General features: G+C 68.1%; 20 protein-coding genes. 8 read left to right on the top strand and 12 right to left on the bottom strand.

What is annotated here, in order from left to right; translation table 11 throughout:
• Positions 1-18 precede the first annotated feature (18 nt).
• On the top strand, positions 19-897 hold the full coding sequence (locus QZ647_RS03760; protein ID WP_291270892.1) for a hypothetical protein: 879 nt from the start codon (positions 19-21) through the stop codon (positions 895-897).
• Between the two features lie 12 nt (positions 898-909).
• Here the strand turns inward: QZ647_RS03760 and lepA are convergent, their stop codons facing one another.
• Positions 910-2,727 (bottom strand): translation elongation factor 4, encoded by a 1,818-nt coding sequence (gene lepA / locus QZ647_RS03755; protein ID WP_291270891.1) that lies wholly within the window; start codon positions 2,725-2,727, stop codon positions 910-912.
• Positions 2,728-2,864: 137 nt separating this feature from the next.
• Between lepA and QZ647_RS03750 the strand changes: the two genes are divergently transcribed.
• From QZ647_RS03750 to QZ647_RS03735, 4 genes are read left to right on the top strand one after another with little or no spacing between them, the layout of a single operon-like run.
• Complete coding sequence (locus QZ647_RS03750) at positions 2,865-3,674, top strand: response regulator (RefSeq protein ID WP_291270890.1); 810 nt, start codon at positions 2,865-2,867, stop codon at positions 3,672-3,674.
• Positions 3,671-5,182: a carboxypeptidase-like regulatory domain-containing protein gene (locus QZ647_RS03745; protein WP_291270889.1), complete on the top strand. Its 1,512-nt coding sequence runs from the start codon at positions 3,671-3,673 to the stop codon at positions 5,180-5,182. The genes QZ647_RS03750 and QZ647_RS03745 overlap by 4 nt, the downstream gene beginning before the upstream one ends.
• 19 nt (positions 5,183-5,201) lie before the next feature.
• Complete coding sequence (locus QZ647_RS03740; RefSeq protein ID WP_291270888.1) at positions 5,202-5,681, top strand: nuclear transport factor 2 family protein; 480 nt, start codon at positions 5,202-5,204, stop codon at positions 5,679-5,681.
• A 29-nt stretch (positions 5,682-5,710) separates the two neighbouring features.
• Positions 5,711-7,078: a M20/M25/M40 family metallo-hydrolase gene (locus tag QZ647_RS03735; RefSeq protein WP_291270887.1), complete on the top strand. Its 1,368-nt coding sequence runs from the start codon at positions 5,711-5,713 to the stop codon at positions 7,076-7,078.
• Here the strand turns inward: QZ647_RS03735 and QZ647_RS03730 are convergent.
• The 3 genes from QZ647_RS03730 to QZ647_RS03720 form a co-directional block, all read right to left on the bottom strand.
• Entirely contained in the window at positions 7,071-7,856 is a 786-nt protein-coding gene (locus tag QZ647_RS03730) for an FKBP-type peptidyl-prolyl cis-trans isomerase (protein WP_291270886.1), read from the bottom strand. The genes QZ647_RS03735 and QZ647_RS03730 overlap by 8 nt on opposite strands.
• Before the next feature lie 89 nt (positions 7,857-7,945).
• Positions 7,946-8,653: a flagellar motor protein MotB gene (locus tag QZ647_RS03725; protein WP_291270885.1), complete on the bottom strand. Its 708-nt coding sequence runs from the start codon at positions 8,651-8,653 to the stop codon at positions 7,946-7,948.
• Positions 8,628-9,395, bottom strand: a complete 768-nt coding sequence (locus tag QZ647_RS03720) for a MotA/TolQ/ExbB proton channel family protein (RefSeq protein WP_291270884.1) — start codon at positions 9,393-9,395, stop codon at positions 8,628-8,630. The genes QZ647_RS03725 and QZ647_RS03720 overlap by 26 nt, the downstream gene beginning before the upstream one ends.
• Positions 9,396-9,512: 117 nt before the next feature.
• Here QZ647_RS03720 and QZ647_RS03715 point away from each other — a divergent pair, with 117 nt between their 5' ends.
• Entirely contained in the window at positions 9,513-11,270 is a 1,758-nt protein-coding gene (locus QZ647_RS03715) for a radical SAM protein (RefSeq protein ID WP_291270883.1), read from the top strand.
• 24 nt (positions 11,271-11,294) lie between these two features.
• Here the strand turns inward: QZ647_RS03715 and QZ647_RS03710 are convergent, their stop codons facing one another.
• A complete protein-coding gene (locus QZ647_RS03710) occupies positions 11,295-12,155 on the bottom strand; it encodes a methyltransferase (protein ID WP_291270882.1) in 861 nt (286 codons plus the stop codon).
• 58 nt (positions 12,156-12,213) lie between these two features.
• Here QZ647_RS03710 and QZ647_RS03705 point away from each other — a divergent pair, with 58 nt between their 5' ends.
• Positions 12,214-14,439, top strand: a complete 2,226-nt coding sequence (locus QZ647_RS03705; RefSeq protein WP_291270881.1) for a bifunctional (p)ppGpp synthetase/guanosine-3',5'-bis(diphosphate) 3'-pyrophosphohydrolase — start codon at positions 12,214-12,216, stop codon at positions 14,437-14,439.
• A 169-nt stretch (positions 14,440-14,608) separates the two neighbouring features.
• Positions 14,609-15,229 (top strand): CoA pyrophosphatase, encoded by a 621-nt coding sequence (locus QZ647_RS03700; RefSeq protein ID WP_291270880.1) that lies wholly within the window; start codon positions 14,609-14,611, stop codon positions 15,227-15,229.
• Positions 15,230-15,252: 23 nt separating this feature from the next.
• Here the strand turns inward: QZ647_RS03700 and QZ647_RS03695 are convergent, their stop codons facing one another.
• From QZ647_RS03695 to QZ647_RS03665, 7 genes are all read right to left on the bottom strand, one after another.
• Complete coding sequence (locus QZ647_RS03695) at positions 15,253-16,911, bottom strand: M4 family metallopeptidase (RefSeq protein WP_291270879.1); 1,659 nt, start codon at positions 16,909-16,911, stop codon at positions 15,253-15,255.
• A 269-nt stretch (positions 16,912-17,180) separates the two neighbouring features.
• The gene (locus QZ647_RS03690; protein ID WP_291270878.1) at positions 17,181-17,423 is read right to left on the bottom strand and encodes a hypothetical protein; all 243 of its coding nucleotides are present in this window, start codon (positions 17,421-17,423) and stop codon (positions 17,181-17,183) included.
• A gap of 35 nt (positions 17,424-17,458) precedes the next feature.
• A complete protein-coding gene (locus tag QZ647_RS03685; RefSeq protein WP_291270877.1) occupies positions 17,459-17,716 on the bottom strand; it encodes a hypothetical protein in 258 nt (85 codons plus the stop codon).
• A 96-nt stretch (positions 17,717-17,812) separates the two neighbouring features.
• Complete coding sequence (locus QZ647_RS03680; RefSeq protein WP_291270876.1) at positions 17,813-18,049, bottom strand: hypothetical protein; 237 nt, start codon at positions 18,047-18,049, stop codon at positions 17,813-17,815.
• A gap of 78 nt (positions 18,050-18,127) precedes the next feature.
• Complete coding sequence (locus tag QZ647_RS03675; RefSeq protein WP_291270875.1) at positions 18,128-21,448, bottom strand: CusA/CzcA family heavy metal efflux RND transporter; 3,321 nt, start codon at positions 21,446-21,448, stop codon at positions 18,128-18,130.
• 10 nt (positions 21,449-21,458) lie between these two features.
• The gene (locus QZ647_RS03670; RefSeq protein WP_291270874.1) at positions 21,459-22,835 is read right to left on the bottom strand and encodes an efflux RND transporter periplasmic adaptor subunit; all 1,377 of its coding nucleotides are present in this window, start codon (positions 22,833-22,835) and stop codon (positions 21,459-21,461) included.
• Between the two features lie 10 nt (positions 22,836-22,845).
• Positions 22,846-24,246, bottom strand: coding sequence for a TolC family protein (locus QZ647_RS03665; RefSeq protein WP_291270873.1), 1,401 nt, complete (start codon positions 24,244-24,246; stop codon positions 22,846-22,848).
• Positions 24,247-24,280: the final 34 nt, after the last annotated feature.

Genomic DNA, 24,280 nt, shown 5'->3' with positions numbered 1-24,280 from the left:
AAGACCCCAGGATCTCTCATGCAGCAAACCATCAAGCGACTGGGCGAACTGCTCGTGGAGTCCGGCCTCATCACGCCGGCCCAGCTTCAGAGCGCCATCACCCATCAGAAGATTGCACGAGGCCGGCTGGGCAGCAACCTGGTGGCGCTTGGGTACATCAGCGAGGAAGTGCTGATGGACTTCCTCAGCCATCAGACCGGCGTGCCCCAGATGGATGTGAGGAACCTGGAGGTTCCCGCCGCGGTGCTCAAGCTCGTCCCCCAGCGGTTGGCCGACCAGTTCACGGTGCTGCCCATCGCCATCAAGGAACCCAAGTCCCTGGTGCTGGCCATGTCGGATCCCTCGGATCTGAACGCCATCGACAGCGCCCGGTTCGCCTCGGGACTGCACATCCAGCCCGTCGTGGCCTCCCACAGCGCCCTGAAGAAAGCCATCGGGGACCTCTACCGCCGGCTGGACGGATCGGCCCCGATGCCGCTGACCGTCGAGGTCGGCGGCGATAACGCCCAGGATGACGCCCTGCCGGTCACCTTCAGCCTCCAGCCCATGCCGGTGCCGGCCCCACCCCCCTCCGCCCAGGACCTGCTCTTCCCACCCGATCCCTTCTTCGGCACCGAGACCACCCCCACGCAGCCGGTCAACATCGACCCCTTCGGACTCTTCGAGGGCGCCGCTCCGGCCCGTTCGGCCCCACCGGCCGTGAGCGCCGACCTCATCCACAGCCGGACCCACAGCCAGACCGTTCCGCGCCTGGAGTCTTATCAGACCCGCGCCTTGGTGCTGGGCCTCATCCGGCTCTTCCAGCGGCGGGGCATCATCGGCCAGGACGAACTCCAGCGGCTCCTTGCCAACCTGATCGAGTCGGGCGAAATCAAGGATGACGATCGGATCGGCTAGCCGTTCAGGTTCCTAGTTGTCGACCTTGAGGATGGCCAGGAAGGCCTCCTGCGGGATGTCCACATTGCCGATGGACTTCATCCGCTTCTTGCCCTCTTTCTGCTTGTTGAGGAGCTTCTTCTTGCGGCTGACATCGCCGCCGTAGCACTTGGCGAGCACATCCTTGCGGCGGGCCTTCACATTGGTGCGGGCGATGATCTTGCTGCCGATGGCGGCCTGGATGGCCACATCGAACATCTGCTGGTGGATGACTTCCTTCATCTTCTGGCAGAGGGCGAGGCCGAGGGCCTGGCTCTTGCTGCGGTGCACCAGGATGGACAGGGCATCCACCGGCTCGGCGTTCACGAGGATGTCCATCTTCACGAGGTCGGATTCGGTGTAGTGCTTCATGTGGTAGTCGAAGCTGGCGTAGCCCTTGGAGATGGATTTGAGCTTGTCGTAGAAGTCCATCACCACTTCGTTCAGGGGCAGTTCGTAGACGAGCATCACGCGGTCCTGGCTCAAGTACTCAAGCTTCTGCTGGAAACCGCGGCGCTCCTCGCAGAGCTTGATCAGGCCCCCCACGAAATCCGTGCGGGTGAGGATCGTGGCCTCGATGATGGGCTCCTCGATCTTGGCGATCTTCTGGAGAGGTGGCAGCTTCGAGGGGTTGTCCACCGAGGTCTCGGTGCCGTCGGTCAGGTGCACATGGTAGCGCACGCTGGGGGCCGTGGTGATCAGGTCCAGGTCGAACTCGCGCTCCAGGCGTTCCTGCACGATCTCCATGTGGAGCAGGCCCAGGAAGCCGCAGCGGAAGCCGAAGCCCAGCGCGGTGGAGGTCTCCGGCTCGTAGGTGAAGCTGCTGTCGTTGAGGCGCAGCTTGTCCATGGCGTTGCGCAGGTTCTCGTAGTCGTCGCTGGAAGTGGGGAAGATGCCCGCGAAGACCACGGGCTGGATCTCCTTGAAGCCCTTCAGCATCTCGGTGGCGGGCTTGGTCGTGAGCGTGACTGCGTGGGTCACGGTGTCACCGACCTTCACATCCACCAGCTGGCGGATGTTGGCCACCAGGTAGCCCACCTCGCCCACGGACAGCGAGTCCTGCTTGTCCATCTTGGGATCGAAGATGCCGATCTCATCCACCCGGTGCTCGCTGCCCGTGGACATGAAGCGGATCTGATCCCCCGCCTTCAGCGTGCCGTTCACGACGCGGATGAGGTTCACCACGCCGCGGTAGGCGTCGTAGTAGCAGTCGAAGACCAGCGCCTGGAGCGGCGCGGCCGGATCGCCCTGGGGCGCGGGAATGCACTTCACGATCTGCTCGAGCACCTGGTCGCAGTTCTGACCGGTCTTGGCGCTCACATTCACGGCGTGGGCGGTGTCCACCAGGCCGATGACCGTGTCGATCTGCTGCAGCACGCGCTCGGGGTCCGCACTGGGCAGGTCGGTCTTGTTCAGCACCGGGAACACTTCCAGGCCGTTCTCCAGGGCCAGGTAGGTGTTGGCCAGGGTCTGGGCTTCCACGCCCTGAGTGGCGTCCACCACCAGGATGGCGCCCTCGCAGGCGGCCAGGCTGCGGCTCACCTCATAGGTGAAGTCCACATGTCCCGGCGTGTCGATGAGGTTGAGCGTGTAGGTCTGGCCATCCTGGGCCAGGTACTTCAATGTCACCGCGTGGGCCTTGATGGTGATGCCGCGCTCGCGCTCCAGATCCATGTCGTCGAGGATCTGGGCCTGCATGTCGCGGCCGGCCACGGTCTTGGTCAGCTCCAGCAGGCGGTCTGCCAGGGTGGACTTGCCGTGGTCGATATGCGCGACGATGGAAAAATTGCGGATGAGACTGGGATGCGCCACTGCGGAACCTCGAACTGGCCATTGTACCGTTGGAAACCCTTGCTGTCTGCGGAGTTTTACCAGGTTCCATCTTCATCCAGCGGTTGATTGGAACCGATAGGCCCTTTAACCTCGAGTTACGAGAGTAAGGAGCCAGCTTGACCCAGTTCGCGTCCCCCATGACCATCCTGATGGTGGAGGACAATGCCCTTCAGAGGCGCCAGATCGAGGCGCAGCTGCAGTCCCTGGGCCACCGCCTCGTGACGGCCGCCAACGGCCAGGAGGCGCTGGATCGCGTGAAGGAGGGCTCGCCCGACCTGGTGATCATGGATGCGGTCATGCCCTCCATGGATGGGTTCAAAGCCTGCGAGGCCATCAAGGCGGATCCGGCCACGGCGGGCATCCCGGTCCTGGTCCTGACGGCCCTGAGCCGCGACGCCAAGGACCGCAGCTACGCCGCCGGAGCCGACGACTTCCTCCGCAAGCCCGCCAACACCATGCTGCTCCAGGTGCGGGTGCAGACCCACCTGCGGATCCGTGCCCTGACCCGCCGCGGCGTGGTTCCGGCTCCGGCCCGGCCCAAGGTGCTGGTGGTCTCCGCCAGTTCGCTCGTACGGTCGCAGGTGCAGAACCACTTCGGCAAGGACCAGGCCACCTTCCTCGAGGCCCAGGGCGAAGGCCAGGCCCGCGCCCAGATCCTCGCCCACCGGCCCGATGTGCTGGTGCTGGACACGGACCTGCTCGAAGGCAGCGCGCAGACGCTGGCCCTGGCCGTGCACCAGTCCGAGGAGCTGAAGGACCTGCCCATCCTGCTGCTGTACAGCCCCGGCGAACTGGAGACCTGGTCCCGGTTCCAGGAACCCGTGGCCGACGCGCTGGAGAAGCCCCTGGTCGCTCCCGAGACCCGCCGTCGCGTCGCCCTCCTGGCGAAGCTGGCCCACCTCCAGAAGCTCGTCGGCGAGGCATGAGCCGGACGCTCAGGGCCGCCGCCCTCGGCCTTCTCGCCTCCGGTCTCGGGGCAAACCTCGGATCAGGCCTCAGCGCCGCGGCCCTGAAGGGCCGCATCACGGACGGCCACCGCGGCCTGGCGGGTGTGCGGGTCTATCCGGACCGGCAGCCTCGCATCTCTCCCGCCGGGGATCCCCCCCTCGCCCTCACGGGCGCGGATGGCTCCTTCCGCCTGGAGCTGGATCCCGGAGACCGCGTGCTGGCGGTGGAAAAGGACGGCTGGCGCCGGGATCTCGTGCCGGCCTCCGAATGGAACCGCGAGGTGGTGCTGACGCCCGAACCGGGGCACCGCGCGGAATCGGTGTTCATCGTGCGGCTGGACTTCACGGACGAGCCCTCGAAGCTGCCGGATGGGGCCCTGCGCGAGCTGATCTTCTCCCGGCGTCCCGGCGCGGCCAGCGCCGCCAACTACCTCTACGAGGTCAGCAAGGGCGCCCTCTCGCTCGTGGAGGGCCGCTTCCTCAAGCTGCGCAGCGCCGACTTCCCCGCCCCCCGCACGGACGCGCACAAGGCCGCCATGGCCGAATGGGTGCTGGAGCGGCTCCGCGGGGAGGAACTTGGCGACTGCGACCGCATCGACAACCGCACCGGCGCCTTGAAGCCCGATGGCAAGCCCGACCACCTCTGGATCATCACGCCCGGCGCCCCCCAGTCCCTCACGGCCGACGAATCCCACCTCAAGGCGGTGAGCCTGCTGCTGCCGCTGCCCTGGGAACGCTCCCGGCGCTGGCCCCTGCTCTTCCTGACCGAGGAAGTGCCTCTGGGCAACATCGTCCACGAGACCTTCCACGGCATGGGCGAGCATCGCGTGGACGACCTCTACCTGGGCTGCGAGGATCCCCTCACCGCCGGCATCTGGGATCTCATGGACGCGGGCCAGTACCGCGGCTGGGACCGCTCACACCCCGGGGAAGGCCCCTGGGTGGAGGACACGGGCTACAGCCCCTCCCATCCCATGGCCTGGGTGCGCTCGGAGCTCTGGTACCGGGGCCGGTTCCGCAGCGCCATCGCCCGCCACGCCGTGAAGGGCCGAGCCTGGGAGGGCTGGATCGCCCCCGCCAGCCGCGCCCCCGGCGCCGATCCCCAGTGGGTCACCCTGCCCGATCCCCGCAAGAAAGGCCGCTTCTTCAGTCTTGAGGTGCGCCGCCCCTGGGGCTTCGAGCGGGGCCGCGTCGGCGGCCGCTTCGGCCCCGGCCACGAAGGCCTGATCGTCGCCCGCATCGATCCCTCCCTCCTCAGCCCCGACGATCCCAAGGGTCCGGTGCGCGTGGTGGATGCCCATCCCGGCAGCCCCGAGCCCCCCAAGCCCCGCTTCCCCTGCGGGCGCTGGGAACTGGATGACGCGGCCTTCAACCTCGGCCCCGGCGAGAACCCCAAGGGCCGCAGCGGGCCCCTGTCCTGGGAAGTGCTCGAAACCGACGCCAGCGGCCGCATGCGGGTCAGGGTGGCGCTGGACCGCCCTCGCTGATGCCTTCGCCGGAGTTCCCGTGCGCCTTGCCCTGATCCCGACCCTGATCCTCTGTTCCACCCTGGCGCTTTCGGCGCAGTCGCCCACCGAAAAGGCCGTGGCTGCCGTCCTGGACGACTGGCATCGGGCGGCGGCCCAGGCCGATGGGGCCCGCTACTTCAGCCATCTCGCCGAGGGCGCCATGTTCCTGGGCACAGACGCCACCGAGCGCTGGCCCAAGGCCGCCTTCCAGGCCTGGGCCCACCCGATTTTCCTGCGCGGCAGGGCCTGGAGCTTCCGCGCCACGCGGCGGACGATCACCCTGTCGGAGGACGGCCGCACCGCCTGGTTCGACGAGGACCTCGACACCCCGAACCTGGGGCCCGCCCGAGGCACGGGCGTGCTGACACGGGCGAAGGATCGCTGGCTGATCCGGCAGTACAACCTCAGCGTGCCCATTCCCAATGCCTTGATGAAGGCCGTGAAGGCCCAGATCGAGGACCTGGCAAAAAAACCCTGATTTGTCGTTTCTACTAAGTAAGATGAGGCATGAACCTGACCCGATGCCTCCTCCTTGTGACTGCGACTGCCCTCGGCGCGCAAACCTCCCCTGAGGCGCTGCGCGCCAGCGCCGAGCGGCTGAGGACCGAAGCCTTCCGCACCCATGGTGCCTACGAGGATCTGGCTTGGTTGTGCGACCGCATCGGTCACCGGCTGTCCGGCTCACCCCAGCTGGATCAGGCCATCGCCTGGGCCCAGGACCGCATGAAGGCCGCCGGGCTGACCCAGGTCCACGCCGAACCCGTCATGGTGCCCCACTGGGTGCGGGGCCAGGAGCGGGCCGAGATGCTGGCGCCCCTGCCCCAGCCCCTCCACATCCTGGGCCTGGGAGGCAGCGTGGGCACGCCCGAAGGCGGACTGACCGCAGAGGTGGTCGTGGTGGGCTCCTTCGACGAACTGGATCGGCTGGGCGAAGCCGTGAAGGGGAAGATCGTCCTCTTTGATGTGCCCTACAAGGGCTATGGGCACACAGTGGTCTACCGCCATGACGGCGCGCCCAAGGCCGCGAAGTACGGCGCCGTGGCCGCCCTGGTGCGGTCCGTGGGCCCCGTGAGCCTCGACACGCCCCACACCGGCGTCATGGATTACGATCCCGCCTTCCCGAAGATCCCCACGGCCTCCGTGACCCTCGAGGCCTCCACCCAGATGCGGCGCATGCAGGCGCGGGGCGAGCGCATCCGCGTGCATCTCGAGATGGGCGCGAAGACCCTGCCGGACGCGCCCTCGGCCAATGTGGTGGGCGAGATCCGCGGCACGGAGAGGCCCGATGAAGTGGTGATCCTCAGCGGCCACCTGGACAGCTGGGATGTGGGCCAGGGCGCCCAGGACGACGGGGCCGGCACGGTCATCGCCCTGGAGGCGGCGCGGCTCATCCAGCGTCTCGGCCTCAAGCCCCGCCGGACTCTCCGCGTGGTCCTCTGGACCAATGAGGAGAACGGGCTGCGCGGCGGCAAGGCCTATCGCGACGCCCACCTGGTCGAGTTCCCCCACATCGTCGCCGCCTTCGAATCCGATTCCGGCAGCGAGCGCATCAAGGCGTTCAGCCTCGACCTCCGCAAGGCTGCGCCCGAGGCCAAGGCCGCCGCCTTGGCCACTTTAAAGGGCCTGGGAGAAGCGCTCGGCTCCTTCGGCGCCGTGGACCTCCGCCTCGGCGGCTCCGGCGCGGATGTGAGTCCCATGGTGGCCGAGGGGGTGCCCGGCATCGGCGTGAGCCATGCGGCCACCCACTACTTCGACATCCACCACACCCATGCCGACACCTTCGACAAGGTGGAGAAGGACGACCTGGCCCACAACGCCGCGGTCCTGGCCGCCTTCGCCTATGCGCTCGCCCAGTCCGAAGCCCGGTTCAATTAGGGGCGATCCCCATCAGCTCCACATCGAAGACCAGCATCCCCTTCGGCATTCCGGAGGCGCCGCGGTAGGCCAGCTTCTCGGGAATCCAGAAGCGCCGGCGCTCACCCACCACCATGAGCGGGAGCCCCTCGATCCAGCCTTCAATGGTGCCCTTCACCTGGAGCGGCACCGAGGTGCCTTTCTTCAGCGAACTGTCGAACAGCTTCCCGTCGGTGGTCCACCCCGAGTAGTGGACGGAGATCCAGCTGGAACGGGACGGATGGGCCGTTCCCGAACCCGGCTTGAGGATCCGGAAGGCCAGGCCGGACCGGAGGGTCGTGGCGTCCGGGGGCGGCGCGGCCACATCCGGGGGTGCCTGGCTCGGATCGGGAACGCTGTCCAGCAGCTCCAGGTCCATCACCACGGTCCCGGCGGGCCGCCCCTTGGCCCCGGCGAAGGCCAGAGCCTCCGGCACCCAGATGCGCCGCTGCTCACCCGGGACCATGGCCTGCAGGCTCTCCCGCAGCCCCGGCATCAGGCGCTCCAGGCTCAGGTAGGGCGCCTCGTCCAAGCTCCTCGTGTGGATGAAGGTCGCCCCGTCGGAGCCCCATCCCGTGAGGTGCGCCCGGACGAAATCCTTTGGGCCGGGAGAGGCACCGCCGCGCCCCGCCTGGATCACGCGATAGGTCACCCCGCCCGGAGTTCGCAGAGCCTCGGCAGGAGGCACCCGCAGGTCGGGAGGAGCCGCGAAGGCCAGGGCGGTGAAGGAGACGCAAAAAGCGGTACGCAGGCGCATCATTCCGGATTCCAGAGCGGCCGAGGGGCCGGCCTGGATCCAGGATAGAGGGGAATCCGGGCGCTGTCCGTCGGCGCCCGGTCAGCGCCCCCTCAGCGCTCGGCCACCCGCTGAAACCGGAACACCACGCGGCGCTGGAGGGCCCGGCCCTCGGGCGTGGCCCCATCGCCCTCGGGCTGGCTGTCGCCCCGGGCCTCGGAGGTCAGCCGGGCGGGGGGCAGCCCCAATCCAGCCAGGTAGCGCTGGGCCACGAGCGCCCGCTGCGAGCTGAGTTCCAGGGCATCGGCCCCGCCGCGACCGCGTTCGCGCGGCGCCGAATGGCCCTCGCAGACCAGCGTGAAGCCCTGATAGCGCGTGGCCAGCTCGGACAGCCGCACCAGCAGCACATCGCTGCCCGCCGTCAGCGTGGCGCTGCCTTCGTCGAAGATCAGGGCCCCGCGGAAGGTCACGAAGCGCAGGCGGCTGCCCACATCCGGCCCCTCGGTGGCCTGGGCGGCGCTGAGGAGCTTCTCCAGGTCCGCGGCCTTCGCGGGATCCAGCCCCGTGGACCCCGGGAGGATCCCGTCTCCGGCCGAGGGGGCCCCGGCAGGGTTCTGGACGCCCAGCGCCTTCTGGATGGAGGTGACGGCCTGTTGGAGCTTGACCTGGTCGTGGACCGAGAAGGAATAGAGCAGCGCGAAGAAGGCCATCAGCTGGACCATCAGGTCCGCGAAGGTCACCAGCCAGAGCGATTCCAAGTCCGCTTTGCGGCGCGCGAAGCGGACCGGAGCCTGATTACCCACGCGACCGCCGGTCGGCATTCCGTTCCTTCGGCGCCAGGAAGGCGTTCAGCTGGGCCTCGAGAACCGTGGGGTGCATCTCCGCCTCGATGCCCAGCACACCCTCCATCATGATCTGCTTGAGCTGCAGCTCCTCCTTGCTGCGCAGTTCCAGCTTTCCGGCGATGGGAATGGCCAGCAGGTAGGCGATGATGGCGCCGTAGAGCGTGGACAGCAGCGACAGCGCCATGGCTCCGCCGATGTTCGAGGGGTCCTTGATGCTGGCGAAGAGCTGCACCATGCCGATGAGCGTGCCCACCATGCCGAAGGAGGGCGCACTGAGGGCGATGAAGCGGAAGATTTCCTGACCCTGGTGGTGCCGTTCCTGGGTGGCCCGAAGTTCCTGGGCCAGCACGGCCTGGATGTGGCTCCGCTCGGCCCGGTCGACCACCATGCGGAGCCCCTTGGCCAGGAACCCTTCCACATCCATGGCCTTCTCCATGTTGAGCAGGCCCTCACGACGGGCCCGCTGCGACAGGCCCACGATCTGGTTCACCAGCGCCTGGGTCTCCGGCGCCCGGGTGAAGAAGGCCCGCGAGGCGATGGAGAACGCGTAACTCACATGCTCGAGGGTGAAGCGGATCAGCGTCGCGGCGATCACCCCGCCCACCACCACGATGGCGCTGGCCGGGTGGAAGAAGATTCGCGGGTTCGGGCCCAGGCCAATGGCCACGGCCAGCAGCGTGAACCCCAGCAGGACGCCCAGAAAACTTCCTCGATCCATGGTTTCGACCTCAAATCCCATTATCGGGAGGGAAGGCCGCAAATCCTAGAAATGGGGCATGGCCGCGGGCCGGGGGGGGACCTACCCTTGGGACTGTCGTCCCCAAAAGGGGGTTCCTTGGGCATCAGAGCGCTGCTGGTCTACCCGGAAATGCCGCCGACCTACTGGAGCATGCGCTATGCCCTCCCCTTCCTGGGCCGCAAGGCCGCCCTGCCGCCCCTGGGCCTGCTCACCGTGGCCGCCATGCTCCCGCCGGACTGGGAGCTGAGGCTGCTGGACCTGAATGTCGAGCCGATCACTCGCCAGGATGTCGAGGCCTCAGACCTGGTCCTCACCTCCTCGATGCTGGTGCAGCGCCCCTCCCTCGAGCGGGTGATCGCCCTTTGCCGGGAGGTGGGCCGGCCGGTGGTGGCCGGGGGCCCCTATCCAACCAGCTGCCGGGACCAGATCGCGGGCGTGGACCACTTCATCCTCGGTGAGGCGGAGGTCAACCTCCCGGCCTTCCTGGCGGACTTTGCTCAGGGCTGCGCGAAGGGCTGCTACGGCGACCGGGCGCATCCGGATCTCGCCCGCACGCCTGCCCCCCGGTTCGATCTGCTGAACCGCAAGCGCTATGCCGGGGCGGCCCTGCAGTACTCCCGCGGCTGCCCCCACCACTGCGAATTCTGCGACATCGTCGAGCTGTTCGGCCACCGGCCCCGGACCAAGGCACCCGCCCAGTTCCTGGCGGAGCTGGACCTGCTGTTCGAGGGCGGCTGGCGGGGATCCGTGTTCGTGGTGGACGACAACTTCATCGGCAACCGGAGCGAGGTCCGCCGCCTCCTGCCTGAGCTGGTCGGCTGGCAGACGGAGCGGCAGTACCCGTTTTCGTTCTACACGGAAGCCAGCCTCGATCTCGCGGCGGACGAGCCCCTGATGGACGAGATGGTGCAGGCGGGCTTCAACATGGTGTTCGTCGGCATCGAGACGCCCGACCAGGCCACCCTCGACGCCATCGGCAAGCGCCAGAACAGCCGATCCGACCTCCTGGCCAGCGTCCGGGCCATCCAGGCCAAGGGTCTGGAGGTGTCGGGCGGGTTCATCGTGGGCTTCGACGGGGATCGGGAGGACATCTTCGATCGGCAGATCCGCTTCATCGGCGAGGCCGCCATCCCCACGGCCATGGTGGGCCTCCTGACGGCACTGCCCCAGACCCGGCTGCATGCCCGTCTGGCCTCGGAAGGGCGCATCCTCACCCAATCCGTCGGGGGGAACAACACCCATGACCTCGAACTGAATTTTGCACCCCGCATGGATGCCGGCGCCCTCCGCGCGGGCTACAAGCGGGTGCTCGCGGATGTGTACCGCCCCAGCCGCTACTTCGCCCGCTGCCTCGGCCTGCTTCGCCGGATGAAGCGCCGGCGGGCCTCCTGCCGCAGGGTCCGGCTGCCGGAGCTGCGGGCCTTCGTCCATTCCCTCATCCGGCAGACCTTCTCCCGGTACGCCGTCGCCTACTGGGCCTACCTGCTGCGGGCCTTCTCCCTGCGTCCCCTCATGGCCGCCGAGATCGTGACCATGGCTGTGAAGGGGCACCATTTCATCCTCATCACCCGGAACCTGCTGGAACTGGAGCGCTTCAAGGAGCGGTTGATCCGTTCCCGCCAGGACCTGGAAGATCGCCTGCGCCACGCCCTGGTGGGCAATGCCCGGAGCCTGGCGGCCTGGAAATCCCATCGGGCGCGGCTGGTGGAACGGGCCCGGGCGCGCTGCAGCCGCCTCAACCCCGACATCAGGGGCAGCGCCCTCGCGGCCTTCGAGGAGTTCAGGGCTGCGGCGGAGCGGCTGCTGGCCCCGGGCGCCTTGGACCCGTCCAGCGCGGTGTCCCCGCATTCCTGATCCCCGGTCCTGGATCTTGGTCCGTCAGAGCCCCGGAGGGAACCCCACGGCCAGCCTCACCCTCGCGATGGCGGGATCCACACTGCCATCGGCGCGGCGGATGAGGATGGGCGCTTCGACTTCGGGGCACTGGGCCCGGGCCTCGAAGTCCTCGGGCAGGTCCTGGCGGCGCGCGGCGGCGAAGACATCCAGACCGTAGGGCTCCCCTTCCTTGAAGACGATCTCCCGGCGGTGGAGGCACAGCAGCCCCGCCTCGTGGAGGGCCGTCAGGGCCCGGCCCCGCTGGTCGTTCGGGAAGACACAGGCGAACAGCCCGCCCGGGGCGAGGAGGCGGGCCGCGGCCTGGGCGTAATCGGCGATGCTGCCACGCACCTCCAGGCGCGCGGGCACGGACTGTGGGTGGGCGGCGGGCAGCCGGTGGCCCTCGGGCCAGTAGGGCGGCGTGCCCAGCACCAGGTCGAAGGGGGCCTCGCCCGCGAACAGGCCGGGATCGCGGAGGTCCCCCAGCCGCGGGAAGATCCGGCCCTCCTGGCCGTTGTAGCGGATGCTCTTGAGGGCCAGGCGCAGGCTCTGCTCCTGGGCTTCCACCGTGTGGACCACGGCGCCGGGGCAGCGCCAGGCGGCCATGAGGGCCACGCTGCCGATGCCCGATCCCAAGTCCGCGATGCGGCCCGGGCTGGGGCACCAGGTGGTGCCGTACCAGGCGGTCACGAGGTCGTCCACACTGAAACGGTTGCCCTTCTGCAGCTGGAAGATGCGCCAGCGCCCGCTGAGACCGTCCAGCGTCTCGCCGGGTTCCACCTCCACACCGCCCGGCGGCACGGGGCCGGGGCGTGTCCAGCCCTTGTAGGCGGGGGCATCGTCGGGGGCGGAGGGGCGCGGCATTCCTTGAGTGTCGGATAAACCGCCTGGATTCAGAAGAGCGGCTGCGCGACACTCAACCATGGTCGTGTCTGGGAAAGCCCCGGAACCTATCCTCCGCGAGGGGGAAGGGTCGGCCTGCGAAGGCGATGCCTGTCTGACCCTGGACGGGGCCTTCGACCGGGTGAAGGCGGCCTTCCTGCAGCACCACCCCAAGGGTGATGTGGCCCTGCTCCGCCGGGCCTTCACCATCGGCCGGGACATGCACGCCACCCAGCTCCGCAAGAGCGGCGAACCCTACTTCTTCCACCCCCTGGCCGTGGCCCAGAGCCTGGCGGACTGGCGGCTGGACGCGGCCAGCGTGGCCTGCGGCCTGCTGCATGATGTGGTGGAAGACACCCTGATGACCCTGCCCCAGGTGAAGGCGCAGTTCGGGGACGAGATCGGCGAGATCGTGGACGGCCTCACGAAGATGAGCAAGCTGGCCTTCACGGACAAGCACCTGCTCAACGCCGAGAATGTCCGCAAGCTGTTGGTGGCCATGGGCAAGGATGTGCGGGTGCTGCTGGTGAAGCTGGCGGACCGCCTGCACAACATGAAGACGCTGGGCGTGATGGAGGAGGAGAAGCGCCGCCGGATCTCGCGGGAGACCCTGGAGCTCTACGCCCCCCTCGCCAACCGCCTCGGCATGGGCCTCGTGCGCCTGGAGCTGGAGGACCTGGCCTTCCGCCAGCTGGAGCCGGAACAGTACGCCGAGCTTCGCTCCGCCGTGGAATCCCGGCGCGCCAAGCTGTCGGCCACCATCCAGGAGATCCAGGGTTCCCTGGAGGCCATCCTCCGCCAGCAGGGCATCAACGCCCTGGTCACCGGCCGCATCAAGCACCTCTACGGCATCTGGAAGAAGATGGGCGCCCAGGCCAAGGGCTTCGACGACATCCACGACTGGCTGGCCTACCGCATCATCTGCCCCGACCGTGCCAGCTGCTACACGGCCCTGGGCCTCGTACACGGCCTCTACCGGCCGGTGCCGGGCAAGTTCAAGGACTACATCAGCCTCCCCAAGGAGAACGGCTACCAGAGCATCCACACCACGGTGCTGATGGGCTCCGGGGACATCTTCGAGGTGCAGATCCGCACGGAGGAGATGCACCTGCACGCCGAGGCCGGCATCGCCAGCCACTGGACCTACAAGGACGGCCGCATCGCCAACCGCTCCGAGATCAACCAGGTGGCCTTCCTGCGCCGCATGGTCGAACTGCACCAGGACGCCCAGGACAGCCGGGACCTGGTGGCCAACCTGCGCGGCGAGCTGACCTTCAACCGCATCCAGGTGTTCACGCCCAAGGGCGACCTGCGCAGCCTCGTGGAAGGCAGCACGCCCGTGGATTTCGCCTACGCCATCCACACCCAGGTGGGCCACCGCTGCGTGGGCGCCAAGGTGAACGGCCGGATGGTGCCGCTCAAGCACACCCTCCAGAACGGCGACCGCGTGGAGATCCTCACCCGGCCCGACCACAAGCCCAGCCGCGACTGGCTGGGTTTCGTGAAATCCGCGGGCGCCAAGAGCCGCATCCAGGCCTTCATCCGCGAGGAGGAGCGCGCCCACGCCATCACCCTGGGCCGCGAACGGCTGGAGCGCGAGGCCCGCGCCATGGGCGTGCGCCTGGATGATGCCGAATCCCAGACCAAGCTCGACGCGCGCCTCGTGGAGCTGAAGCTGGCCAACTGGGACGCCGCCTACGCGTCCCTGGGCTTCGGCCGCCTCACCGTCCACAAGCTCATCGAGCCCCTGGTGCCTGAACCCGAGCGCGCCAAACCCAAGGAGAACACCTCGAATCTCCTGGATTCGGTGGTGGTGGGCGATACCGCGGGCATCCTCTACGCCCTGGCCGCCTGTTGCAAGCCCATCTGGGGCGACGAGGTGGTGGGTTACATCACCCGCACCCGCGGCACCGCCATCCACCGCGCCGACTGCCCCCAGCTCACCATGGGGACCATGCACCCCGAGCGGCGCGTGAATGTGGCCTGGGGCAAGCACGGCACGGAGCTCTACGACACCGAGATCGCCCTCACCACCGAGGACCGCCCGGGCATGGTGGCCGCCGTCTCCGAGGGCATCCAGCGGGTGGGCATCAATGTCCAGCGCTTCCACGGCTCGGCCACCGAGGAGGGTGCGGGCCTCTTCCACATCGCCTTGCGCGTGCGCGACCGCTCCCACCTCGTGGAGCTCATGGCCGGCCTTCGCAGGATCCGCGGTGTCTACACCGTGGAGCGGGTGAAGGGGTCGGTGTTCGGGAAGGTGAAATGAGGTTGGAGCAGGGAGGCTCCTTCCGCCAATGCAGGCATTGGCAGGGATCTATGGGCACCGCTGCGAGCCCGCGAGCAGGCGGGCGATCCAGGCGGAACGCAGGTTCGGTGGAGCGGAGAACCACGGTCCGCAGGACCACCCCGAAAGGGTGGCGCACGGGATGTGCGCCATGACCTCCTGGCGCCCTCCCGAGGACGCGCCCCCAATCCCCTGGCCCCGGATCGCGGAGAGCCTCCGCCGGCCCCAGCTCGGCCCGACCCCCCACAAGCTCAGCGCCCGCTTTCCCGAGGACCCCCGCCGGGCGGCGGTGGGCGTGATCCTCTGGGGCGATGCGGCCGGCGCGCGCAAGGTCGTGCTGGCCCAACGCGGCTTCGGGGCACCCCACCACCCCGGCGAGATCGCCTTTCCCGGCGGCATGGTGGAACCCCGCGACCGCGACCTGCCCGCCACGGCCCGCCGCGAGGTGGCGGAGGAGATCGGCCTGACCGAGGGACTGTGGGAATTGGGCTGTTTCCCCGATGGTGTGGCCAAGGCCCGGGTACGCTTCACGCCCGTCTTCTTCCGATGGGAGCAGCCAGATCCCCGGTTCTACCGCCTCGACCGGGAGCTGGAGCAGGTCCTCATGCTGCCCCTGGTCCCACTTATGCAGGCCCCCTGGACCATCGAGCGCCTGGAGCGCCACGGCCTGGCCATCGATGTGCCGCGGCTTGAGCTGCCCCAGGCTCCGCTGTGGGGAGCCACGGCCTTCATCCTGAAAGCCTGGCTGGATGTCCTCGACGGGTGCCCTTAAGGCGATGACCGGGAACCCGTGCCCTACTTCACATTCACGGCCAGCCAGGCCTGGTTCACGGCCGCGTATTCCGCGGAACCGGCACCGAAGAGGTCCGCGGCGGCATTCAGCGTCGCGACGCGGGCCCCGGCGTAGTCCGTGCGCTTGGTCATGTAGGCCGTGAGGGCGCGGTACCAGATGTGGCCGGCGCGGTCGTTGCCAATGCCCGTGATGCTGGCGACGCCGTTGGTCATGGGCGAGGCGATCCCATCGCTGAGGGCGTCCGCCTGGCTGCCGTGGGCCAGCAGGAAGAAGAAGTGGTTGGCCACCCCCGAGCTGTAGTGCACATCCAGGCGCCCGAGCCTGGGGTCATAGAAATCCGGGCTGCGGCCATCGAGGCTGGGCTGGTACATCCAGCGCAGGGCGTTGTTCGGGTAGGCGTGACCCCAGCTGTTTTCGAACAGCCGATAGTTCGCCGTGATGGGGCCGGGACCGGGGGCGGTGGGGATGACGCTGCCGGTGCCCCCATTCAGGGTGTAGAACTCCACCAGGGTGCCGAGGATGTCGGAGTTGGCCTCGTTGAGGCCGCCCGATTCCTTGCGGTAGACCAGGTTCGCCGTGGCGGCGCAGACGCCGTGGCTCATCTCGTGGCCGGCGGTGTCCAGGTCAGCCTCCCCCACGGAGCCGCCCACCTGGCCGTCCCCGTAGGTCATGCAGAAGCAGCTGTCGGACCAGAACGCATTGTCGTACTGGCTGCTGTAGTGCATCCGGCTGTAGGTGGCCTTGCCCGCATCGTCGATGCCGTTCCGCCCGAAGGCATTCAGGTAGAAGTCCCAGGTGGCCTGCATGCCGCGGTGTCCGTCCACACCGGCGGTCTGGGCGTTGGCGCCGGTGCCGGCCACGCCGTCGTACTGGAGCCCATCCCCCCAGGCATCGTCGCCGTCGGTGAAGATGGCACCGTTCCCCGTGGTCTTGTTCAGCAGGTTGGTGGTCACATTGTTGCCGAAGGTGCCGCCCTGCCCCCGGGTCGTGTCCCGCAGCTCGTAGCCGGAGCCCGTGCTGTTGGTGCTGAGGGAGACCTGGCCGTACCACTGGGACTGGCCGGTGCCGGTGGTTCCCGCCGTCCGCAATGTGTCCCAGGACTCGAGGACCGCGCCCGTATGCGCGTCCACCAGGAAGTCCGTATGCTTCGTCTCCTGGGCGCCGTTCTCGAGCTCGGTATGGACATGGTAGGCCAGGATCTGGCGGGTGGCGGCCCGGCCCTGCCCGCCGGTGTCGATGCCGGCGATCACGAGCTCCACCGTGGGTTCGTGCGCGTAGCTGCCCCGCGGGGCCAGGGCGGCATGGGCCGAGGCCAGGGCCTCGGATCGCCCCAGGGCCGGCTCCACGCCGAGGCCAAGCCCGCGCACCAGGTCGTCGGTGACCGCGCGCACCCGGCCGTTCCGGAAGTGGAGGATGGCCTCCCCCTCGAACACGGGAACGCCCCGGTGGGTCTGGTGGACCCGCACATGGTCCTCGCCGAGGGCATCGGCCACATGGTTCTTGAAAGTGAACCCGGCCTGGGGTCCGAGCCCCATCTGGAATGCCCGCGCGGCCAAGTGGCCCCGCGCCTCCCGGAAGAGGGCCTCACTGTGGACCGGATCCGGCGGTGCCGCCAGCAGGAGCGCGGGGAGGAAAACGGGAGCGAGAAGGGAAGCTGCCACGCGCACAAGACACCTCCGGAGCAAGTGGGATGGGTGAACAGGGGCCGGCGGATCTCGAGCCGGCCGCCGTGGGCATGAACAGAGGGAGGAGCGGGTCCAGCCTAGGGCCCCGATCCTACTCCCGGCGGTTAAGAGATGTTAATTTTTCGGCCTTTGCAGTATGAAATTACGATCCTTCCCCATTTCTTCCCATGACTCACCTCTCCCTTTTCCCACCCATGAAAAACGGCTCCCGAAGGAGCCGCCGGTTGGATTTGAAGGAAGAAGGCCTACTTCTTCTTCTCCGCCTTCACGGAGCCATCCTTCTCCAGGTACTTGTCGGGATCCTTCTGGAGCGAGGCCCCGCAGGACTTGCTGCACACGCGGTAGGCCTGGCCCCGCACGGCGAAGGTCGCGGACTTGGCGTCCACCGTCATCTTGCAGACAGGATCCTTGGTGTTGGTGGCCGGCTTGACCTTCTCGGCGGCGGGAGCGGCCAGGACGGCCAGGGTGAGCAGGGCGGCGTGAAGCATGGGAACTCCAGGAAGAAGGTTGGACGCGCTCTGGATCACCAGAGCGGTTTCGGGAACTGGGGTGCCTGGGGGTTCCCCAGGTCGGGACGCCCCGGGAAGGTCCCCAGGTCGAGGAAGACCGGCGCGCCGAGCGACCGGATCCGCTCCCGCTCCGCGGAATTCCACCAGGGCAACGGCTTCGTGGAGGTGGCCTCCAGGCGGAGTGGCTGGGCCACGGCGGGCAGGCGGGGCGGGGCCAGCGTAGGACCAAGCCCCCACCCTGCGGCGAATAGGACGAGCACGGCTGCTTTCATGGGCCACTCCGGATCGATGCCCCAGCATACCCTTTCTCCAGACGCGGCGGCGGCCCCCGAAGGAGCCGCCGTTCAAGGGAGGAAATCCGGGGGTCCCTACTTCTTCTTCGCGTTCTTCGGCGTTCCGTCCTTCTCCAGGAACTTGTCCGGGTCCTTGAGCAGCTTGGTGTCGCAGCCGGCGCAGCAGAGGCGGTACTCGCGGCCACGGACGGCCACGGTCTTGGACTTCTCCGTGACTTTGCCGCCCAACACGGGGCAGGTGGCGTTGGTGGCGGGGGCCGGCTTGTCGCCGGACGCCGCCAGCAGGGCGAGGGTCAGCAGGGGCGTGAGCATGGGGACTCCTTGAGGGCCACGGCCAAAAGACGATGGTGGATGGAACCCAGGCCGTGCATGGGGCCACCGCGGGAGAGGTCAGGCCGGTTCTGGCACGGGGAGGGGCGTGGGCGGACCTTCCACCACCTCTTTGCGCTTCCAGAGGTAGTAGATGGCGGGATAGACCAGCAGCTCCAGCAGAAAACTGGTGGCGAGGCCCCCCACCATGGGGGCGGCGATGCGCTTCATCACATCGGCGCCCGTGCCCGTGCTCCACATGATGGGCAGCAGGCCCATGAAGGCCGCGAAGACCGTCATGGCCTTGGGTCGGACGCGCTTCACAGCGCCGTGGATGATGGCTTCGATCAGGTCACCATCGGTCTTCAGGCGCCCCTCCCGTTTGGCCTCGTCGTGGCTGAGATCCAGGAACAGCAGCATGAACACGCCCGTTTCGGCGTCCAACCCCATCAGGGCGATGAGGCCCACCCACACGGCGATGCTCATGTTGTAGCCCAGGGCCCAGAGCAGCCAGAAGGCGCCGATGGCGCTGAAGGGCACCGCCAGCATGACGACGGAGGCCTTGAAGGCGCTCTTGGTGTTGGCGTAGAGCAGACCGAAGATCAGCACCAGGGTGATGGGCAGGATGATCTTCAATCGTTCCTTCACGCGGATCATGTTTTCGTACTGGCCCGACCAGGTGAGGCTGTAGCCCGGGGGCAGCTTGAGCTCCTTCTCCACGGCCGCCTTGGCGTGCTGGACATAGGAACCCACATCGATCTTCGAGGTATCGAAGTCCACCAGCACATAGCCGTTCATCTGGCCGTTCTCGTCGCGGATCATGGCAGGACCGTTGGCCCACTTCAGGTCGGCGATCTCCTCCATGGGAATCAGGGCCCCGCCTGGCGTGGGGATGAGCACCCGGTTCAGGGCATCGGGGTTCTCCCGGTAGTCCCTGGCGTAGCGCACATTCACGGGGTAGCGGGCCCGGCCATCGTAGACCGTGCTCTGATTGTCGCCGCCGATGGCGGTCATCACCAGCATGTTGGCCTGCTCCACGCTGAGGCCGTAGCGGGCCAGCTGCTCCCGCTTCAGCACGAAATCCAGGAAATAGCCCTGGGCCGTGCGCTCGGCGAAGGCGCTGCGGGTGCCCGGGACGCCCGATAGGATGCGCTCCGCTTCCACGGCCACCTTCTGGATGGTGTCCAGGTCGGCGCCGTTGATCTTGAGGCCGATGGGGGTGCGGATGCCGGTGCTGAGCATGTCCTGCCGCGCCTTGATGGGCATGGTCCAGGCGTTGGGGATGGCCGGGAGCCGCACCACGCGGTCCAGATCGGCGACGATCTCCTCCTCGGTGATCCGATCCCGCCAGATGGGCCGGAGGGCGGCTTTCAGGAAGTCCGGCGCCCAGGAACTGAACCAGCGGGGTTTCTCGCGCCACTGATCCTCAGGCTTGAGGACGATCACCGTCTCCATCATGGAGAAGGGGGCGGGATCGGTGGCGGTGTCCGCACGGCCCGCCTTGCCGAAGACACTGCCCACCTCGGGCACGGTGCGGATCAGGCGGTCCTGCACCTGGAGGATGCGCTGGGCCTCGGTCTGGCTGAGGCCGGGCAGCGTGGAGGGCATGTAGAGCAGCGTGCCTTCGTTCAGGGGCGGCATGAACTCGCTGCCCAGGGAGACGAAGGCCGGGATGGTGGCCAGCACCAGCAGCACGGCCACGGCGATGGTCGCCTTGGCGTGCTTCACCACGAAGCGGCAGGGCCCTTCGTAGATCCGGTGGAGGAAGACACTGATGGGGTGCTTCTCCTCGGCATAGTACTTCCCGACGACAAACTGCGTGAAGGTCCAGGCCAGCCACTTGGGCTTGAACTGGAAGGGCTCCACCCGCGCGAAGAGCATGCGCATGGCCGGGTCCAGGGTCAGCGCCAGGAGCGCGGCGATGCCCATGGCGAAGTTCTTGGAGAAGGCCAGGGGTTTGAAGAGCCTGCCCTCCTGATCCAGCAGGGTGAAGATGGGCAGGAAGCTCACCGCCACCACCAGCAGGGAGAAGAAGACGCTGGGGCCGACCTCCATCAGGGCCTCGAGCCGCACCTGGTAGAAGCTCCCCGGTTTGCCCGCCTCGATCCATTTCTCGATCTTCTTGTAGGCGTTCTCCACCTCGACGATGGCCCCGTCCACCAGCACGCCGATGGAGATGGCGATGCCGGCGAGGCTCATCAGATTGGCGTTCTGGCCGATCCCGTACATCGGGATGAAGGCCAGCGCCACACTCACGGGGATTGTGATGATGGGGACGATGGCCGAGGGGATGTGCCACAGGAAGATCAGGATGATGATCGAGACGACGATCATTTCCTCGATGAGCTTGTGCTTCACCGTCTTGATGGCGTTGTCGATCAGCTCGGAGCGGTCGTAGACCGTGACCACTTCCACGCCTTCGGGAAGGCCCTGCTTCAGGTCGTTGATCTTCGCCTTGACGCGGTCAATCACATTCAGGGCGTTCTCACCCTGCCGCATCACCACGATGCCGCCGACCACATCCCCCTGACCGTCCAGGTCCGCCAGGCCGCGGCGCATCTCAGGCCCCAGGGTCACCGTGGCCACATCGCCCAGGCGCACCGGGGTGCCGTTCTCCGCCTTGAGGACCGCTTGTTCGAGGTCCTTGGTCGTCTTCACATAGCCCCGGCCCCGGACCATGTACTCGCGCCCGCTGTACTCCACGAGGCGCCCGCCAACTTCCGAGTTGGCCCCCTTCACGGCACCGATGACGGCTTCGATGGGGATCTTGTAGGCCGCCATCTTGTTGGGATCGACCTGGACCTGGAACTGCCGGGCCTGGCCGCCCACGGTGGCGACTTCGGCGACGCCGGGCGTGCTCTGGATGGCGTACCGGAGGAACCAGTCCTGCAGCGATCTCAATTCATCCGTGCTGTGCTTCCCGCTGCGGTCCACCAGGGCGTACTGATAGACCCAGCCCACGGAGGTCGCGTCGGGGCCGATGACCGGCGTCACGCCTGGAGGCAGGCTGGAGGTGATCTTGCTGAGGTATTCCAAGGTCCGGGATCGGGCCCAGTAGATGTCCGTGCCGTCCTCGTAGATCACATAGACATAGGAGAAGCCGAAGTCAGAGAGGGCCCGCACCGCCTTCACCTTCGGGGCTCCGAGCAGCGCGGTGACGATGGGATAGGTCACCTGGTCCTCGACGATGTCGGGGCTCCGGTCCCACTTGCTGTAGACGATCACCTGGGTGTCGCTGAGATCCGGCAGGGCATCCAGGGGGATATGGCGCATGGTCCAGAAGGACATGGCAATCAGCACCACAGAGGCGGCCATCACCAGCCAGCGGTTCTCCGCCGAGAAGCGGATGATCCGCTGGAGGAAGGTCGGGTGTTCGGGGTCGTAGCCGACAGGTGCGCTCATCTCGCCCCCCTCAATGCTGGTGGCCGGACGGCGCCGGCTGGGAAGGGGCCGCCTTGGGGCCCTCGGGGCCGGCGCCCTTCTGGCTCAGGTGGGCCAGGGCGGCCTTCAGGCGGGATTCGGAATCCACCAGGAAGTTGGCACGGACGACGACTTCCTCGCCGGCTTCGAGGCCCGAGCGGATCTCCACCTTCTCGCCGACGGTGGTGCCCGTGGTGACCTCCCGGGGCTCGAACTTGCCGTCCCCCAGGGCCACGAAGGCCACCTTCATGGTGCCGGCATCCAGCACCGCATCCAGGGGGACGATCAGGCCCTTGTGCCCCTGCCCCTTCAGCACGACTTCTCCGAACATCTCGGGCTTCAGCTCGCCGGCGGGATTCGGGAACTCCACGCGGGCTTTGGCGGTGCGGGTCTTGGGATCCATGACCGGATCCACAAAGGCGATGCGCCCCTTGATGACCTTCCCGGGCGAGGCCTGGACCGTCAGCTCGGCGGGCATGCCCACCTTGGCGCGGCCCAGTTCGGCCTCGTAGATGTCCACCAGCACCCAGACGCGGCTGAGATCCGTGATCTCGAAGGGGATGTCCGCCGGGGTGAGCCGGGCGCCCTCCACCACATTCTTCACCGTCACCACGCCCGAGATGGGGCTGCGCAGCGTGAGCGACTTCAGAACCTCGCCGGTCTTCTCCAGGTGGTCGATGGCCGAGGGCGGCACATCCCAGAGCGTGAGGCGGCGCCGGGCGGAGTCCAGCAGGTCGCTGCCGCTGGCCTGCAGCGACCCGCCCGACAGGGCCTTCTGGGTCTTGAGGGCCAGGAGGAACTCCCGCTGGGCGCTGACGAACTCGGGGCTGTAGAAGCTGAACAGGGGCTGGCCCTTCGCCACGGGCTTGCCAACGAAGTCCACGAAGAGCTTCTCGACGAAGCCCTCCACTTTCACATTGACCTTGCGGACACGCGTCTCGTCGACGGCCACCCGGCCCAGGGCGCGAAGCTCCCCACTCACCATCCCCTCGGCCACTGTCTCAGTGCGAAGGCCAATGAGCTGCTGGCGTTCGTGGTCGATGGTGACGGCCGCATGATCCTCGAGGCCGGCGACGGCCGTCCCCTGGCCATCCATGGGCACGAGGTCCATGCCGCAGATGGGGCAGGTGCCCGCGTGGTCCTGGATGATCTGCGGGTGCATGGGGCACTGGAACATCTGCTTCTTGGGGGCGGCCGCACTGGCGGCTTCGTGGTCGTGCTTCGGCGCCGGGCGCAGGAGCAGGGTGCCGCCGACGCCGGCGATCAGGCCCAGGGCCACCAGGCCGAGGGTGCGGAGGCGCGGAACGCGGCTGGGGGCCTGGGTGGGGGTCAAACGGGGGGGATCGAAGGTGGGTTGGTCAAGGCTCATGGGGAATCTCCTACATCTTCATGGAGGCGGGACCGCTGTCCTGGGCCTTGCCCGGGGCCTTGGCGGTGGATAGAGAAGCCGAGGGCGCGGCCGCGGCGCCGGCCGAGAGGCTGGCGGAAGCCAGCGATCCGCCATTGATGGGAACCGTGGCGCCGAGGGCCGCTTCGCGCAGGGCGATGTGCTGGGCCTGCAGCTGGGCCAGGGTCTGCAGGTAAGCGCCCTGGTCGCCCACCCAGCCGTTCAGGGCCTCAAGGGCGCCGAGGAAGGAGGCGCGGCCGGCCTCGTACTGGGACAGCACGGCCTTGAAGGTCGCCTCGCTCTGCACCAGCAGGCCCGCCTGGTAGAGATCCCGGGTACGGCGCAGGGTCTGGATCTGGATGCTTCGTTCCTCCGTGCGCTGGCGGAGCAGGGTACGGACGGACTCGACCTCGGCGCCCTGGCCCCGGCGGTGGTGCTCGTGCTCAGCGACGGCTCGCTGCTGCTTGTGGCGGCCGTAGATGGGCAGCGAGATGCTCACGCCCACCTGCCACATGGGCTCCAGGCTGCCGCGGGGCATGATGCCGGCCGTCACGGCGAAGTCCGGGCGGCGGTCCAGCTTCGCCAGGTCCACCAGCTTCTCGGTCTGCCGCACACTGGCGCGGGCGCCGGCCAGCTCGGGGCTCACGGCTTCGACCTCCTCCGGGGCCAAGGACGCGGGTTCGGGCAGATCCGCCAGGGCCGCGGTCGTGGGGATGGGGTCGGCCGGGTCGTGCTGGCGCAGGCGGTTCAGGCCGGCGAGCACCGACCGTTCCTCGGCCTCCAGCGACCAGGCCGCCTGCTTCAGCCGCGTGAGCTCCAGCTGGGCCCGCAGCAGATCGCCCTGATTGCCCTGCCCCACCTCGTACCGCGTGCGGGCCAGGCGCTCGGACTGCTCCAGGAAGACGGCCTGCTGCGCCAGCAGCTGCTGCTGCCCGCGGACCAGGAGCAGGGCCGCGTAGCCCCGCCGCACATCGGCCTCCAGGCTCATCTGGACGCGGGCGCGGGCGGCTTCGGACACATCCACACCCAAGGCGGCCGCTTCCTTGCGGAGGCCCCGCTTGCCCGGCCAGGGAAAGGGCTGCGTGAAGGCGACGCTGTAGTAGCTCGTCTCCATCTTGCCGATCATGAGTTCCTTGAAGCCGTCGTTCTGGAGGCCCAGCGACAGCGAGGGATCCGGCAGCACCCCCGCCTGAGGGATGCGCTCGCGATCCATGCGCACGGCGGCTTCGGCTTTTTCGAGATCGGGATGTTTCCCGAGGGCTTCGGCCAACAGCGCCGCCAGGACGGGATCGGCCCCGGCCGGTGGCGTGGAGGGGGGTTCGGGAAGAGGGGTCTGGGCCAGGCCCGATGCGGCAAGCACCAGGGCCGGGGCCAGACGCAGCAGCGTGCGCATGGGGAACTCCGAAAAGGGAAAGAGACGGCAGCCT

Source organism: Geothrix sp. (assembly GCF_020622065.1).
Taxonomy (GTDB): Bacteria; Acidobacteriota; Holophagae; order Holophagales; family Holophagaceae; genus Geothrix.
The sequence above is the reverse complement of the archived record's forward strand: the minus strand, read 5'-3'. Positions and strand labels throughout refer to the sequence as shown.

Excerpts from the sequence above, each read along its gene's own strand:
- QZ647_RS03710 (WP_291270882.1), bottom strand. The coding sequence starts at position 12,155 with ATGCCGCGCCCCTCCGCCCCCGACGATGCCCCCGCCTACAAGGGCTGG.
- QZ647_RS03665 (WP_291270873.1), bottom strand. The coding sequence starts at position 24,246 with ATGCGCACGCTGCTGCGTCTGGCCCCGGCCCTGGTGCTTGCCGCATCG.
- QZ647_RS03725 (WP_291270885.1), bottom strand. The coding sequence starts at position 8,653 with ATGCCGACCGGCGGTCGCGTGGGTAATCAGGCTCCGGTCCGCTTCGCG.
- QZ647_RS03690 (WP_291270878.1), bottom strand. The coding sequence starts at position 17,423 with ATGCTTCACGCCGCCCTGCTCACCCTGGCCGTCCTGGCCGCTCCCGCC.
- QZ647_RS03670 (WP_291270874.1), bottom strand. The coding sequence starts at position 22,835 with ATGAGCCTTGACCAACCCACCTTCGATCCCCCCCGTTTGACCCCCACC.
- QZ647_RS03745 (WP_291270889.1), top strand. The coding sequence starts at position 3,671 with ATGAGCCGGACGCTCAGGGCCGCCGCCCTCGGCCTTCTCGCCTCCGGT.
- QZ647_RS03705 (WP_291270881.1), top strand. The coding sequence starts at position 12,214 with ATGGTCGTGTCTGGGAAAGCCCCGGAACCTATCCTCCGCGAGGGGGAA.
- QZ647_RS03700 (WP_291270880.1), top strand. The coding sequence starts at position 14,609 with ATGACCTCCTGGCGCCCTCCCGAGGACGCGCCCCCAATCCCCTGGCCC.
- QZ647_RS03735 (WP_291270887.1), top strand. The coding sequence starts at position 5,711 with ATGAACCTGACCCGATGCCTCCTCCTTGTGACTGCGACTGCCCTCGGC.
- QZ647_RS03675 (WP_291270875.1), bottom strand. The coding sequence starts at position 21,448 with ATGAGCGCACCTGTCGGCTACGACCCCGAACACCCGACCTTCCTCCAG.
- QZ647_RS03680 (WP_291270876.1), bottom strand. The coding sequence starts at position 18,049 with ATGCTCACGCCCCTGCTGACCCTCGCCCTGCTGGCGGCGTCCGGCGAC.
- QZ647_RS03760 (WP_291270892.1), top strand. The coding sequence starts at position 19 with ATGCAGCAAACCATCAAGCGACTGGGCGAACTGCTCGTGGAGTCCGGC.
- QZ647_RS03720 (WP_291270884.1), bottom strand. The coding sequence starts at position 9,395 with ATGGATCGAGGAAGTTTTCTGGGCGTCCTGCTGGGGTTCACGCTGCTG.
- QZ647_RS03730 (WP_291270886.1), bottom strand. The coding sequence starts at position 7,856 with ATGATGCGCCTGCGTACCGCTTTTTGCGTCTCCTTCACCGCCCTGGCC.
- QZ647_RS03685 (WP_291270877.1), bottom strand. The coding sequence starts at position 17,716 with ATGAAAGCAGCCGTGCTCGTCCTATTCGCCGCAGGGTGGGGGCTTGGT.